Source organism: Sphaerotilus sp. (genome assembly GCF_034519685.1).
In the GTDB taxonomy this organism is placed as follows: Bacteria; Pseudomonadota; Gammaproteobacteria; order Burkholderiales; family Burkholderiaceae_C; genus Sphaerotilus.
Map to the genome: position 1 here is coordinate 1948138 of NZ_JAXHOF010000006.1, position 13833 is coordinate 1961970.

General features: G+C 66.8%; 12 protein-coding genes and 1 pseudogene. 4 read left to right on the forward strand and 9 right to left on the reverse strand.

Features of this window, described 5'->3' with window-relative positions:
* Positions 1-5: 5 nt before the first annotated feature.
* Positions 6-863, reverse strand: a complete 858-nt coding sequence (locus U5O44_RS19820) for a 23S rRNA (adenine(2030)-N(6))-methyltransferase RlmJ (protein WP_322590113.1) — start codon at positions 861-863, stop codon at positions 6-8.
* A 66-nt stretch (positions 864-929) separates the two neighbouring features.
* On the opposite strand from U5O44_RS19820, the gene U5O44_RS19825 reads away from it, so the two are divergent.
* The gene (locus tag U5O44_RS19825) at positions 930-2228 is read left to right on the forward strand and encodes an acetyl-CoA hydrolase/transferase family protein (RefSeq protein ID WP_322590114.1); all 1299 of its coding nucleotides are present in this window, start codon (positions 930-932) and stop codon (positions 2226-2228) included.
* 202 nt (positions 2229-2430) lie between these two features.
* Here the strand turns inward: U5O44_RS19825 and U5O44_RS19830 are convergent, their stop codons facing one another.
* Both U5O44_RS19830 and U5O44_RS19835 read right to left on the reverse strand, forming a co-directional pair.
* Positions 2431-3588, reverse strand: a complete 1158-nt coding sequence (locus U5O44_RS19830) for an ISAs1 family transposase (RefSeq protein WP_322586612.1) — start codon at positions 3586-3588, stop codon at positions 2431-2433.
* A gap of 465 nt (positions 3589-4053) precedes the next feature.
* The gene (locus tag U5O44_RS19835; RefSeq protein WP_322590115.1) at positions 4054-4989 is read right to left on the reverse strand and encodes an IS5 family transposase; all 936 of its coding nucleotides are present in this window, start codon (positions 4987-4989) and stop codon (positions 4054-4056) included.
* Between the two features lie 47 nt (positions 4990-5036).
* Here U5O44_RS19835 and U5O44_RS19840 point away from each other — a divergent pair, with 47 nt between their 5' ends.
* The 3 genes and pseudogenes from U5O44_RS19840 to U5O44_RS19850 all read left to right on the forward strand — a co-directional run.
* Positions 5037-6212: a methyl-accepting chemotaxis protein gene (locus tag U5O44_RS19840; protein WP_322590116.1), complete on the forward strand. Its 1176-nt coding sequence runs from the start codon at positions 5037-5039 to the stop codon at positions 6210-6212.
* Positions 6213-6569, forward strand: a complete 357-nt coding sequence (locus tag U5O44_RS19845) for a hypothetical protein (protein ID WP_322590117.1) — start codon at positions 6213-6215, stop codon at positions 6567-6569.
* Between the two features lie 119 nt (positions 6570-6688).
* Positions 6689-6763, forward strand: a pseudogene (locus tag U5O44_RS19850) (hypothetical protein); the annotation flags it as partial.
* Positions 6764-6817: 54 nt separating this feature from the next.
* Here the strand turns inward: U5O44_RS19850 and U5O44_RS19855 are convergent.
* The 6 genes from U5O44_RS19855 to iolD form a co-directional block, all read right to left on the reverse strand.
* Positions 6818-7819, reverse strand: coding sequence for an NADP-dependent oxidoreductase (locus U5O44_RS19855; RefSeq protein WP_322590118.1), 1002 nt, complete (start codon positions 7817-7819; stop codon positions 6818-6820).
* Between the two features lie 64 nt (positions 7820-7883).
* Positions 7884-8489 carry a TetR/AcrR family transcriptional regulator gene (locus U5O44_RS19860; RefSeq protein WP_322590537.1) on the reverse strand — a complete coding sequence of 202 codons (606 nt, stop codon included), beginning with the start codon at positions 8487-8489 and terminating at the stop codon, positions 7884-7886.
* Between the two features lie 446 nt (positions 8490-8935).
* A protein-coding gene (locus tag U5O44_RS19865) for an IS630 family transposase (RefSeq protein WP_322590119.1) occupies positions 8936-10068 on the reverse strand; the annotation gives its coding sequence in 2 pieces (ribosomal slippage) (positions 8936-9636 and positions 9636-10068; 1134 coding nt in all).
* Positions 10069-10158: 90 nt separating this feature from the next.
* A complete protein-coding gene (gene iolB / locus U5O44_RS19870; protein ID WP_322590120.1) occupies positions 10159-10962 on the reverse strand; it encodes a 5-deoxy-glucuronate isomerase in 804 nt (267 codons plus the stop codon).
* A gap of 16 nt (positions 10963-10978) precedes the next feature.
* Complete coding sequence (gene iolE, locus U5O44_RS19875) at positions 10979-11905, reverse strand: myo-inosose-2 dehydratase (RefSeq protein WP_322590121.1); 927 nt, start codon at positions 11903-11905, stop codon at positions 10979-10981.
* Positions 11906-11946: 41 nt separating this feature from the next.
* Positions 11947-13824: a 3D-(3,5/4)-trihydroxycyclohexane-1,2-dione acylhydrolase (decyclizing) gene (gene iolD / locus U5O44_RS19880; RefSeq protein WP_322590122.1), complete on the reverse strand. Its 1878-nt coding sequence runs from the start codon at positions 13822-13824 to the stop codon at positions 11947-11949.
* Positions 13825-13833 lie beyond the last annotated feature (9 nt).

Genomic DNA, 13833 nt, shown 5'->3' on the forward strand with positions numbered 1-13833 from the left:
GCGGCTCAGCGGCTGCGCTTTTCCAGCACGAAGCTGGCGCCAGCGTACTGCCCCAGCGTCTCGGTCAGCACCGGCATGACCTCCTGCAGCACCGTGTGCAGCACGAAGGGCGGGTTGATGACCAGCATCCCGCTGCCCAGCATGCCGAAACCGCTCTGGTCCGGCTCGGCCACCGACATGCGCACATGCACCCAGCCGCGCTTGGACTGCGCGTCGGCGGCAGCCTTCAGGCGGTCGGTCATCTCCTTGGGTTCGAGCCGCTGCAGCTGCGGGTACCAGACCAGGATCACCGCCTCGGGGAAGCGCGTCAGCGCGTCGCGGACCGTGGCGACCACCTTGGCGTAGTCGGTCTTGATCTCGTAGCTCGGGTCGATCAGCACCACGCCCCGGCGCGAGGGCGGCGGCATCTCTGCCTTCAGGCCCGCGAAGCCGTCCGAGTTCATCACCGCCGTCTCGCGCCGGCCTTCCACCGCCGTCTGCAGCAGCGGGAAGTCCGTGGAATGCAGCTCGTACAGCCGCATCCGGTCGTCGGCGCGCAGCAGCATCTGGGCGAGTGCGGGCGAGCCGGGGTAGCGCGTCAGGCGGTCGGGCTGCGGGTTGAAGCGGCGCACCAGCGCGAGGTAGTCGTTCAGCGCGGCAGGCAGATCCTTGCGGCCGAAGAGCCGGCCGACGCCGTCGTCGTACTCGGCGTGCTTGCGGGCGTGGTTGCTGTCGAGGCCGTAGCCGCCGGCGCCGGCGTGGGTGTCGACCAGGGTGAAGGGTTTGTCCTTTTCCGCCATGTAGCGCAGCACCTGCGTGAAGACGAGGTGCTTGAGGACATCGGCATGGTTGCCGGCATGGAAGGCGTGTCGGTAGGCGAGCATGGCGGGATTGTCGCCGCTGGCGGGCATGGCTTCCTAGAATGTGACATTCCACCCACCGGAGTCCCCATGTCCGCCGTCCAGTCCCTCTACCGCAGCAAACTCGTCACCGCCGCCGAAGCCGCCACCCGCGTGCGCGACGGGGACACGGTCCTCGTCGCCTCCGCCGTGGGCGAGCCGCCGACGCTGCTGCAGGCACTGGCCAGCCGCCGCGCCGAGTTGCATGACGTGACGCTCAGCCAGCTGCTGCCGCTGTCGCCCCAGGCCTACATGGCCCCCGACAGCGCGCCGCACATCCGCCACCGCTCGCTGTTCCTGAGTGCGGCGGTGCGGGCCGGTTTCAAGGCGGGCTGGGCGGATCTGGTGCCCTGCCATTTTTCGGAGATCCCGCGGCTGGTGCGGCGCGGCGAGCAGCGCTGCGAGGTGGTGATGACGATGGCCTCGCCGATGGACGCGCATGGCTATTTCTCCATCAGCCTCAGCCCCGACTTCACGATGGCGGCGATCGAGCGCACACGCGACCTCGTGCTGGAGGTGAACCCGAACGTGCCCTTCGCCTTCGGGAACTGCCATGTCCACATCTCGCAGGTCAGCGCGCTGATCGAGTCGCAGGCGCCGCTGCGCGAGGTCGGCCTGCCGCATATCAACGACACCCAGCGCACCATCGGCCTGCACGTCGCCGAGCTGGTGCGGGATGGCGACACGCTGCAGCTCGGCTACGGCAGCATTCCGGACGCGGTGGTGATGCAGCTCGGTGGCAAGAAGGATCTGGGCATCCACACCGAGATGATCGGCGACGGGCTGATCTCGCTGCTGGAGTCGGGTGCGGTCACCGGGCGGCGCAAGAACTTCCTGCCCGGCAAGATCGTCGCCACCTTCGGCATGGGCACGAAGCGGCTCTACCAGGCGATGGACCGCAACCCGATGCTGGAGATGCACCCGGTCGATTTCACCAACGACCCCGCGATCGCAGGCCAGAACGACAACCTCGTGGCGATCAACGCGACCTTGCAGGTGGACCTGTTCGGCCAGTGCGGCTCGGAAAGCCTCGGCCCGAATCCCTACTCAGGCACCGGCGGCCAGACCGACTTCATCCGCGCCGCCAACCGCTCGAACGGCGGGCGGGGGATCATCGTGCTGCCGTCCACCGCCAAGGGCGACACCATCTCGCGCATCGTGCCGACGCTGACGGCGGGCACCCTCGTCTCGACCAGCAAGAACGACGTGAACTACGTCGTCAGCGAATACGGCGTGGCGCAGTTGCGGGGCAAGAGCCTGCGCGAGCGGGCGCGGGAGCTGATCGGGGTGGCGCATCCGGCGTTCCGGGAGGAGCTGATGCATGCGGCGCGGGGGATGGGGCTGGTCTGAAGGCGGGTCGGCGGCTTCGCTGACCCCCACCCAACCCTCCCCCGCTGGGGGAGGGCTTCATGCCGAGGAGACTCCCGGCATTGCCTGCACCTGAATGGCTCCTCCCCCAGCGGGGGAGGTTGGGAGGGGGTGCGGCAGGGCAATTGCATCATCGTGTCTATCAGTAACAAGCCCATTCGCTGGCTGATTCAGGCACTCACGGTCACGCGGACGTCAGGCCAAAGAGCATCTCCAGGTAGTCAGGGCTCCAGGAGGCCCGCTTGTGCTTGAGCTTGACGCTGGCCTTGGTCGATTTCTCCTTCTTGATCAGGTTGAGCACGATGCGGCGCAGGATGGCGAAGTTGTGCGCACCGTGGCCGACGTGCAGCCGGGCATCATCCTCGTGGAAGACGACATCCAGCAGCCAGTGGCACTGGTTCTCGATCTGCCAGTGCGCCCGGATGCGGCGGTTGAACTCCTGGGCGTCGAGCGTGGCCGAGCTGATGTAGTAGCGCCGCTCGGTGCTGGTCTGGCCCTTGCGCTTGCCGCTGATGAACTCGCGGGTGGACTCGATCATGATGGCCGATCGCACACCGGGCCAGAGTTCGCGCACCACCTCGCCCAGAGCGCTCAGGTCATGGGTCACCACGCATCGGCGGGTGTCGCGCCGGGCGTGGCCCTGGTCGATGGTGGTGTGCTCCTGCAAGTGCCCGAGGGCCACATCGCGCACCGAGTGGTCGAACGGCGTCTGCACGGCCTGCGCCAGATTGGGCTGGTTGTTCTTGGCCGACAGGATGAAGTCGGCTCCACGCTCGACGATCTTGTCGGCGATCTCGCGCTGGCAGCCGATGGCGTCGATGCTGATCGTCGCCCCGCGTACATCCAGCATGTCCAGCAGCAGTGGCACGGCCGTGATCTCGTTGCTCTTGTCTGGCGTGCGGCACTGCGCCAGCGTCAGCCCGCTGGCCGTCTCGCACAACGACACCAGATGCACCATTGCCTGTTCACCGCTGCGCGAGCCCCGCACGCTCTTGCCGTCGATCGCCAGCGCCGCCCCCTCCAGCGTCGGGCACAGGGGCTGCATCCACCGCACGAAGCACGCCTCGAACTGCTGGGCGTCGAGCAGCGCAAACACCCGGTTGAAGGTGTCGTGCGAGGCAATGCCACGCTCGAACGGCAGCCAGCGCCGCAGCCACTCCAGCTTCATGCGGCCCCAGTACGCCACGTCCACCCAGTCCTCGGCCCCGCTGGCCACCCCGGCCAGTGCCACCAGCAGCAACTCCTGCAGCGGGTAGCAGCAGCGCGCGCTGTCTCTCGGGTCGGCCAGATCGGCGAACGCCGTCAAATTGCCCAGTGGGTCTTCTGGCGTACTCGCTTCCATCCTGCTGACTCTGACCTGCTGCGTTTTCGGGTGGCCGTTGTAGCACCACACCGCTCGCTCAGCAGACGTTTTCAGTGGCTCACCACGTCGCCGTTACGAACTGATACGGTGGTGCAATTGCCCTGGGGGGTGCGGGTGCGCGCTGACGTGTGGTCGTGCGCTTGACTTCAATCCCTTTGAAGTCAGGGAACCGATTCAGACCGAGCGGCGCCGGGCACGCCGGGCACTCTGCGCGTCTCAATCCCTTTGAAGTCAGGGAACCGATTCAGACCGAGCGGCGCCGGGCACGCCGGGCACTCTGCGCGTCTCAATCCCTTTGAAGTCAGGGAACCGATTCAGACCACAAGACCACATCACCGAAATCCGCGCCGCGTCTCAATCCCTTTGAAGTCAGGGAACCGATTCAGACGACGGCTTTGTTGCACAACTCCGCCGAAGCCGAGTTTCCCCTGACCCCAGACGGAGTTACGCCACAGCCTGCGTCACCGGGGTGCCCAGGTGGGTGAAGCGGTTGAGCACCGCAGCCCGCACCTGCAGCTCCACCACCTGACGCTCGAAGGTGCGCGCCATCACCCGCTCGCCCAGCAGCTTGAAGCAGCGTATCTTCGTCTCCACCAGCGAGCGCCGGTGGTAGCCGCTCCACTTCTTCCAGATCCCCCGGCCCAGCCGGTTCGTCGCCCGCAGTATCTCGTTGCGCGCCGCCGCCCCCGGCCGCTTGGCCTTCCACGGCTGGGCGTTCTTGCGCGTCGGTATCACCGCCTCGGCCCCTCGTTCGGCGATCGCGTCGTGGCAGCCCTGCGTGTCATACGCCCCGTCCCCGCTCACCGACAGCACCACCTCCTCTGCCGGAATCTGCCCGAGCAGCTCCGGCAGCATCGGCGCGTCACCCACGCTGTTGTCCGTCACCTCGATCGCCCGGATCTCCAGCGTCTCGGCGTCGATCCCCAGGTGAACCTTGCGCCACTGCCTGCGGTACTCCGCCCCGTGCTTCTTGGTCTTCCACTCGCCCTCGCCCAGCATCTTGATCCCCGTGGAATCCACCAGCAGGTGCAGCCCGCCCCGGCTCGGCCGCGCCGTGATCTCCACCGTCAGCCGCTTCTCGCGCCGGCTCATCGTGCTGTAGTCCGGTGCCTGCCAGTCCAGCCCCGACAGCCCCAGCACGCTCTGCACGAACCCCTGCGTCTGGCGCAGCGCCAGTCCGAACAGCACCTTCATCGTCAGGCAGCACTGCACCGCCGCGTCGCTGTACGTCGCCGGTCGCCCCGGCTTGCCGCTGACCGGCGCAGCCTGCCACGCCATGTCCCGGTCCAGCCACATCGTCAGCGAGCCCCGCGCCCTCAGCGCCTTCGTGTACGGCGCCCAGTTCTTCGTCACGTACTTCTGCTTTGCTGGCTTGCTCATCCTGTCAGCCTACCTCACCGCTCGACCATCGGCCGGCGGGGTGGGTTGTGCAACAAAGCCCCCGTCAGTGGCTGATGGCGGGCCTCAGCGGGCTGGCCGTCTGTGCTTGCGTCGGCGTGGCGCTGATGGTGGCCAATCGGCTGGCAGACAACAGCGAGACCGCCTTTGTCGCCAAGGACGTGGTGGCCGACATCCTGCCACCGCCGATGTACCTGATCGAGATGCGGCTGGTGGTGTCGCAGGCACTCGAAGGCAGCCTTGACGCCCCGAAGGCGCTCCAGGAGGTCAATCGGCTCGAAAGCGAATACCAGGCCCGCGTGGCCCACTGGCGTGCGCACCCGCCGAAAGGGCTGGAGCGGGATCTGCTCGGCGCCCAGCACACCCACGGGGAAGCGTTCATCGCCGCCAGCAAGGCGCTGCTGGGCACGCTGGCCGGCGCAGACCGGCTCCAGGCGCAGGCGCAGCTGGCGCCGGTGCATGCGCTCTACCAGGCGCACCGGGCGGCGGTGGACGTGACGGTGGTGTCCGGCAATGACCTGGCGGGTCAGGCCATGGCGGCGTTCATGCACACCCATGACCGTGCGCACCAGGTGCTGGTGGTGGCGCTGGTCATCGGGCTGGTGAGCGTGAGCCTGTTCGGCTGGCTGATTTCGAGGGTCACCACCGTGCCGCTGAGCCATGCGGTGCGCATGGCCGAAGCCGTGGCCGAGGGGGATCTGACCGTCCGGACCCCGGTGGCGGGATCGGATGAACTCGCGCAGTTGCTGCGGGCACTCAACCGCATGATGACCAGCCTGAGCGCGATGGTGGGCGAGGTGCGCGGCAGTTGCCAGCGGGTCGATGAGGCCAGCGGCCAGATTGCGGCCGGCAACGCGCACCTGAAGTCCCGCACGGACGCCCACCAGGGCGAGATGCAGGCGGCGGAAGCCAGCCTCAGGTCGGTCACCGCCATCGTCGCCAAGAATGCCGAAGCGGCCCATTCGGCCACTGGGCTGGTGGACCGGGTGGTGGTGGCCGCGGCGCAGGGCGTGGCGTCGATGGACCGGATGATCACGACGATGGACGCGATCTCCACCTCGTCGAATCGGGTGGCCGACATCGTCGGTGTCATCGAGTCGATCGCCTTCCAGACCAACCTGCTGGCGCTGAACGCCGCAGTCGAGGCGGCGCGGGCAGGCGAACAGGGGCGGGGGTTTGCGGTGGTGGCGTCCGAAGTGAGGTAGTTGGCCCAGCGCTCCTCCCATGCGGCCCGCGAGATCCGCACACTGGCGCGCACCAGTGGCGATCAGGTCACCACCGGGCATCACCTGGCCGAGGATGTCAGTGCCGCGATCCATCAGATGATGGAGCAGGTCAACCAGACGAACCAGCTGGTCAAGGGCATCTCGGCCTCCACCGCGGCACAGAGCGCCAGCATCGACCAGCTGGGTTCGGTGGTCGAATCCCTGTCCCGCGACGCCAGCTCGAACGCCGCGCTGGTCACCCAGGGGACGAGTCTGGCGACCGATCTGGAATCCGACGCGCGGGCGCTGGCGGCGCTGGTCAGCCAGTTCCGGCTGGCGGGCACTGCTGCGGCCTGAGCCTGGCGGCGCGCCCCCGCCATCTCGCTGCTCCCGCTGCAGCGTCTCAATCCCGTGGAAGTCAGGGAACCGATTCAGCCAGAACGACAACCTCGTGGCGATCAACGCGATCGCTGCAGGTGAACCTGTTCGGCCAGTGCGGCTCGGAAAACCTCGGGCCGAATCCGTACTCGGGCACCGGCGGGCAGACCGACTTCATCCGCGCCGCGAACCGCTCGAACGGCGGGCGCGGGATCACGCGGCACGGTTCATCGAACTTTGATGACCACCTTGCCTTTGGCGCGGCCGCTTTCGACGTAGGCCAGGGCGTCGTTGGTGGCTTCGAACGGGAAGACCTTGTCGACCACCGGGCGGATGGCGCCGTCTTCGATCAACGCAGCAATCTGCTTGAGCTGGCTGCCGCTGGCCTTCATGAACAGGAAGGCGTAGTGCAGTTGCAGTCGTTTGGCCTGGCGGCGAACGCTGAAGCCCAGCGCACGCATGACCTGCTTCAGCGGCCAGGAAGCCTTGATGTCCTCGGCGAATTGCATGTCCGCTGGCCCGGAAATCGAGATCAGGTGGCCGCCAGGCTTGAGCACACCGAGCGACTTCTTCAGGGTCTGGCCGTCCTGGCTGTTCAGGACCACGTCGTAGCCTTGAAGGCGTTCTTCGAAAGCCTCCTTCTTGTAGTCGACGACGACATCCGCGCCCAGGCTTTTCACCAGTGCGGCGTTGCCGGCGCTGGTGGTGGTCGCGACCGTCGCCCCGAGGTGCTTGGCCAACTGGATCGCGAACGTGCCCACGCCACCCGAGCCGGCCTGGATGAAGACCTTCTGGCCCTTCCGGAGATGGGCCATCTCGACCAGCGCCTGCCAGGCCGTCAGGCCCACCAGCGGAATCGAGGCCGCCTCTTCCATCGTGATGTTCTTCGGCTTCAGCGCCACCGCGTCTTCACTCACGGCCACGTACTCGGCGAAGGTGCCGATGCGCATGTCAGCGGGCCGCGCATAGACCTCATCGCCCGCCTTGAACTGGCGGACGCGCGGGCCGACACGCACGACGACGCCGGCCACGTCGTGACCGAGCACGAATGGCGTGCGGTACGGTAGGAACAACTTGAACTCGCCGTCGCGTACTTTGGAGTCGAGAAGGTTGACGGCCGCCGCGTGGACCTCGATCAACACCTCGTCAGCATGCAGTTCCGGTTCAGGCACGTCGCCAGCGCGCAGGGGCTTGCCCTTGCCGTACTTGTCCACGATGAAGGCTTTCATTTCATTTCCTTGGTTGACATGATGTTCGTCATATGAAAAGTCAAAAAAAAAGGGCCGAGCGACGTTACTTGTCGGCCGGGGCGAAGTGGTTCAGCACGGCGTGGCGCAAAGACTGCGACAACGCCGGGTCGTCGACGGCGCGGGCCATCATCAAGGTGCCCACCATGGCGGCGACGGTCACCAGCGCGCGCTCATGTGCGGCGGGCTGTCCCCAGTCTGGCGATTGGCGGGCCACCAGATCAATCATTTCCTTGATGCGGTTCGTGGCCGCGCGGCGGACCTCCGGTGCTTGCCGTGGCATCTCGGAGCCCAGCGCAGACACCGGGCAGCCCGTCTCGATGCTCACGAGATGCTCCTCTGACAGGTAGGCATGCATCAACGCGCGCAACGATTGCTCCGGCGGCGCCGCTGCAAGGACACTAGCCGCGAAGGCGTTGGATTCAGCACCTGCGCGGTCTGCCGCTTCGGCGAGCATGGCCTCGCGGGATTTGAAGTGCGCGTAGAAGGCGCCATGCGTCAGGCCCGCCTCCTTCATGATGTCGGCGACACCGGTGCCGTCGTAGCCGCTGCGCCGGATGGCGCGTGCTGCGGCCCGCACGATGCGTTCGTGGGACTCCTCTTTGGCAGCGGCACGGGTGTTGGCTGGTGTCTTTCGCATGACGTTTATCATACGAATTATTGGTGCCGATCGCAAGCGCCGAAGTCGAGGACTTGGTCGGGATGCGACGACCGGGCCTCGGTGCTAGGCCGCCGCTGACTCGTCGAGATGCCACTTGTCGCCGCACGCTGGCGCGTTCGAGCGAATGCGCCGGGCAATGGCAGTGCCGAATTTCAACGCCCAGCGTCGAGCCGTCACGTAGGGAGGTCGGGAGGGGGGCCTTCGGGGTCAGCAGACATCACGATCCGCGCACCGGCAACCGACCCTTGACGCAACACTAGTGTCGTGTCACAGCTGACTTGACGGACAGCCTGCGCGAACACATCACCGTCATGCCCGCGAAAGCGGGCACCCACGCAGGGACATGACCGTCTTTGGCGGGCGTAGATCCTCGCATTCGCGAGGATGACGGCACTTGGGGTGCGACAGTGGATCGTTGACGCAACACTAGTGTCGTGTCACACCTCGATTGACGGATAGAGCCGCTTGAGCTTGACCCGAGCGGTGTCAGTGGTGAACTGCCAGTCGATCGTGGCCTTGAGCTGATCGCGATGGGCCTGCCAGGCAGCGACCTCGCGGCGCACGGTCTCGATGTCGGCGATGCGCCGCCTCAGGCACTGCCGCACCATCACGTTGATCTCGATCTCGGCCATGTTGAGCCAGCTCCCGTGCTTGGGTGTGTGGACGAACTCGAAGCGGTCCCACAGCGCCTTGGCCTTGGCCGGCGGGAACGTCTCGTACAGCGCCGCCGGGGTGTGGGTGTTGAGGTTGTCCATGACCAGCGTGATGCGCTCGGCCTCGCAATAGCGAGCGGCGATGGACTCGACGAACAACGCCCAGTCGCGCTTGGTCCTGCGCTCGGTGACCTGCGTCATGCGCGTGCCTGCCAGCGGCTCGCAGGCCATGAAGACGTTGCAGGTGCCCAGACGCCGGTACTCGTAGTCCTCGCGTTCGGGCTGACCAGGCGCGGCCGGTATCGGCTCGCGGGTCTGGCCGATGAGTTGCCGCGGCGTCTCGTCCATGCACACCACCGGACGCCGAGCGTCCAGGGGCCGCTTGTACACATCCAGCACCCGCTCCATGCTGGCCACGAACTCCGCGCTGGCTTCCGGCGCGATCACCCAGCCCACCTTGCGCCACGGCTTGAGTTCGTTTTTTTCAGCACCCGCCGCACCGTCTCGTGCGAGACGGCTTCCACCAGTTCCAGCTCCACCGCCTGATCGGCCAGCAACCGCAGCGACCAGCGCGCGTGCCCGCTCGGCGGTGCCGAGCAGCTCAGCGCGACCAGGTGCGCCTCCACCTCGCCGTCGATCTTGTGCGCGTACTCGCGTTGCACTGGCCGACCATTGAGCGCGGCGTCCAGCCCGTCCTCCACAAAACACCGCTTGATCCGGTCGATCTTGCGCGGGCTGACCTGCAGCACCTCGGCGATCTCCTGGCTGCTGCGTCGCCGGCCCCGGGCCTGCGACTCGTCGCAGTTCAGCAGGATCAGCGCGTTGACCACCTTGGCCGCCGCGTGTGTGCCCTTGGCGACCAGCGCCTGCAGTTGTTCGGCCTCTTCGGCACTCAGTGTCACGCTGTACTTTTCCATCCCTCCATTCTTGTCGCTTCCAGGGCCCTGGCAGTGCAGCTTCGCCAACAGTAATCACCGTCAAGTCAGCTGTGACACGACACTAGCCGCTCACTTCAACATCCACTCGTGTACCGGGTCGTTCTTGAAGACCCAAAACCGGTTCGGCCCCGCCATCACATTCAAGTAATACAGGTCGTAGCCATGCAGCGCCACCACCGGATGGTAGCCGCGCGGCACCATCACCACGTCATGGTCTTCTACCGCGCAGGCCTCGTCGAGGCTGCGGTCGTCGGTGTAGACGCGCTGAAAGGCAAAGCCCTGCGGCGGGTTGATGCGGTGGTAGTAGGTTTCTTCCAGCAGGGTTTCGCCGGGCGGCGCTTCCTGGTCGTGTTTGTGCGGCGGGTAGCTGCTCGAATGGCTGGCCGGCGTCATCACCTCCACCACCAGCAAATGCGCGGCGGTCGGGTCGTCGTGCGGCAGGATGTCGCAGACATAGCGCGTGTTCGTGCCCTTGCCGCGCACGCTGCGCTTCATCTTCGAAGACTCCAGCACACTGACCTTGCGGTTGCGTCCATCGGCTGGTGCGCTGCACAGCGCCACCTCGGCGGCGCGCACCGCGCGGATGTGCACCACCTTGCCCGACGGCACATACACCGCGGCCGGCGACACCTCGTCGAACACGCTGTTGCGCGTGCCCAGACTGGCGTGGGTTTCACCGTCGATGGTGATGTCCACCGTGCCGGTGAGCACCACCAGGCACAGTTCGCGATCGCCAGTTTCCACGGCGTCCGACTCACCAGCCGCCAGGCGCAGGGCACGAAAGCCCACATGCGTCCAGCCCGCGCGTTCGGGTGTGACGTTGACGATCTCGCGCCCGGTGGGCGCGGCTTTGGCAAGCAATGGACTGACCATTTCGGACTCCTTGCGTTCAGCTCAGCGCATCGACCAGACCACGCAGGGTCTTGTAACCTTTCTGGGCGTACTGGTAGCTCGGTGCCACGGCCGGATCCTGCTCGGCTTCGACCACCAGCCAGCCTTCGTAGCCGTTGTCCTTCAGTGTCTTGAGCACGGAGGCGTAGTCAATGCTGCCGTCGCCAGGTACGGTGAAGGTGCCGTTGATCACGCCGTGCAGGAAGCTCCAGCCGTCGTTGCGGGCCTGGGCGATCACGGGGGTGCGCACGTCCTTGCAGTGCACATGCACCACGCGCTGGACGTGTTTCTTCAGCAGATCGACCGGCGTGACCGCGCCACCGAAGTAGGCATGGCCGGTGTCGAACAGCAGGAAGACCTTGGCCGGGTCGGTCAGGGCCATGAGCTTGTCCACATCGGCTGGCGATTCGACATAGGCGCCCATGTGGTGGTGGTAGGCCAGCTGGAGGCCGTAGGTCTTGAGCAGGTGCTCGCCGAAGGCGTTCAGGCGCTCGGCGTAGGCGTGCCACAGTGCCTCGTTGGCGAACTGCGGGCGCTTGGAGACAGGTGTGTCCATCTGGCCCTGCACGGTGCCGGCGCATTCACCGTAGACCACGACGCGCGCGCCGTTGAACTGCAGCTTGCTCATGTGGGCCTTGCAGCGCTCGATTTCGGCGGCCACGGCGGTTTCATTGGTCTGGCCCGGCTCCAGCTCGGCCAGGAAACCGGAATACCAGCCCGACACGCAGGCCAGGCCGAACTCGTCGAGCTTGGCCTTCAGGCCCGGGCCGTCCTTGGGGAACTTGTTGCCCAGCTCGAAGCCTTCGTAGCCGATTTCCTTGCCTTCCTTCAGCGCGGTTTCCAGCGGGGTTTCGCCGCCCAGGGACGGCAGGTCGTCGTTCATCCACGACAGGGGGTTGATGCCAATGCGGACGTTCCAGCTCATGGGGTGTCTCTCAGAGAAAGGTGATGTCAAAAAGCGTTGGCTCAGACGCGCTGTTGCGCCTGGCCCTGGATGTAGTTCGCGTGCGCCTCGCGCACCTCTGCGCGCAGCGACACCTCGGGGATCGCGACTTCCCACCAGCAGCCGCCGTCGGTGGTGCGGGTGTGGGTGGTGTCGATCACGATGACCTGCGTGCGTTTCGCCTGCCGGGCCTTGACCATGGCGACCTTGAGTTCGGCGATGTCTTTCACATGCACCGCGTCGGCACCCATGGCGCGGGCGTGCATGGCGAAGTCGATGGTGCTGCGCTCGCCACCGTCGGGCACACAGTCGTCCAGCAGGTTGTTGAACGCGGGGCTGCCCACCGCCGTCTGCAGGCGCTGGATGCAGCCGAAGCCGCGGTTGTCCAGGATCACCACGATGATCTTCTGGCCCAGCAGGACCGAGGTCGCCAGCTCGGAGTTGGCCATCATGTAGGAGCCGTCGCCCACCAGCACGATGGACTCCTGCTCGGGGCGGGCCATCTTCACGCCCAGGCCGCCAGCCACCTCGTAGCCCATGCAGGAGTAGCCGTACTCCATGTGGTAGTTGCCCGGCAGGCTGGCGCGCCAGAGCTTGTGCAACTCGGCCGGCAGTGTGCCGGCGGCACACAGCGCCACATCCTTGGTGCCACTGTCCAGGCCCAGCTCCAGCGCCGAGTCGCGCACCGCGCCGATGACTTCGGCGTCGTAGGGCAGCATGTCCCTGGGCACGTTGGTCGTCAGCTCGGTGATGCGGGCGTTGGCGGCGGTGGCCTGCTGCTTGGCACGCGCCGTCCACGCGGTGTCGGCGGCCCAGCCGATCAGACCACTGTCGAGCTGACCCAGGCCCACGCGGGCGTCGGCCACCAGGGCCGCGCCGCTCCACTTGCCGGCATCGTAGGGCTGCACGTTCAGGCTCAGCAATTTCGCCTGCGGGAACAGGGCGTGCGAACCCGTGGTGAAGTCCTGCAGGCGCGTGCCGACAGCGAACACCACGTCGGCCTCGCGCGCCATCTCGTTGGCCCAGGACACGCCGTCGACGCCAATGGCGCCGAGGTTGAGCGGGTGCTCCCAGGGCAGGCTGCTCTTGCCGCCGTGCGACTCGACCACGGGCACGCCGTGTGCCTCGACGAAGGCGCGCAGCGCGGCCCAGGCCTGGCTGTAGAGCACACCGCCACCGGCCACGATGAGCGGGCGCTTGGCGGTACGCAGCAGCGCGACGGCGTTGGCCAATTCGCGTTCGTCGGCAGGTGGGCGGCGAAAGCGCAGCACGCCAGGGTTCAGAAAATCTTCGGGGCAGTCAAAGGCCATGGCCTGCACATCCTGCGGCAGCGAGAGGCAGGCCGGGCCGCAGTTCGCCGGGTCCGTCATCGTCTGGATCGCACGCGGCAGCGCGGTCAGGATGTGCTCGGGGCGGGTGAGGCGGTCGAAGTAGCGCGTGACCGGGCGGAAGCAGTCGCTGGCGCTGACGTCGCCCTGGCCGAAGCTTTCGATCTGCTGCAGCACCGGGTCGGGGCGGCGGTTGGCGAAGACGTCACCGGGCAGCAGCAGCACTGGCAGGCGGTTGACGTGCGCCACCGCGGCGGCCGTGACCATGTTGGTCGCGCCCGGGCCGATGCTGGTGGACACGGCCATGATGCGCTGGCGGAACTGCGCCTTGCTGTAGGCGATGGCGGCGTGCGCCATGGTCTGTTCGTTGTGGGCGCGCAGCGTGGGCAGGCGGTGGCGCTCCTGGGCCAGCGCCTCGCCCATGCCGGCCACGTTGCCGTGACCGAATATGGTGAACACACCGCCGCAATAGGGCTCGACGGTGGTGTGGCCGTCGAGGTGCGCCACTTCCACGCGCAGGGCGGCCAGGTGCTGGACCAGGGCCTGCGCCATCGTGAGTCGTTGGGTTTTCATGGGTCTGTC

Coding starts and splice junctions, on each gene's coding strand:
- iolB (WP_322590120.1), bottom strand. CDS start 10,962: ATGGTCAGTCCATTGCTTGCCAAAGCCGCGCCCACCGGGCGCGAGATC.
- U5O44_RS19860 (WP_322590537.1), bottom strand. CDS start 8,489: ATGATAAACGTCATGCGAAAGACACCAGCCAACACCCGTGCCGCTGCC.
- iolD (WP_322590122.1), bottom strand. CDS start 13,824: ATGAAAACCCAACGACTCACGATGGCGCAGGCCCTGGTCCAGCACCTG.
- U5O44_RS19820 (WP_322590113.1), bottom strand. CDS start 863: ATGCTCGCCTACCGACACGCCTTCCATGCCGGCAACCATGCCGATGTC.
- U5O44_RS19825 (WP_322590114.1), top strand. CDS start 930: ATGTCCGCCGTCCAGTCCCTCTACCGCAGCAAACTCGTCACCGCCGCC.
- iolE (WP_322590121.1), bottom strand. CDS start 11,905: ATGAGCTGGAACGTCCGCATTGGCATCAACCCCCTGTCGTGGATGAAC.
- U5O44_RS19830 (WP_322586612.1), bottom strand. CDS start 3,588: ATGGAAGCGAGTACGCCAGAAGACCCACTGGGCAATTTGACGGCGTTC.
- U5O44_RS19835 (WP_322590115.1), bottom strand. CDS start 4,989: ATGAGCAAGCCAGCAAAGCAGAAGTACGTGACGAAGAACTGGGCGCCG.
- U5O44_RS19855 (WP_322590118.1), bottom strand. CDS start 7,819: ATGAAAGCCTTCATCGTGGACAAGTACGGCAAGGGCAAGCCCCTGCGC.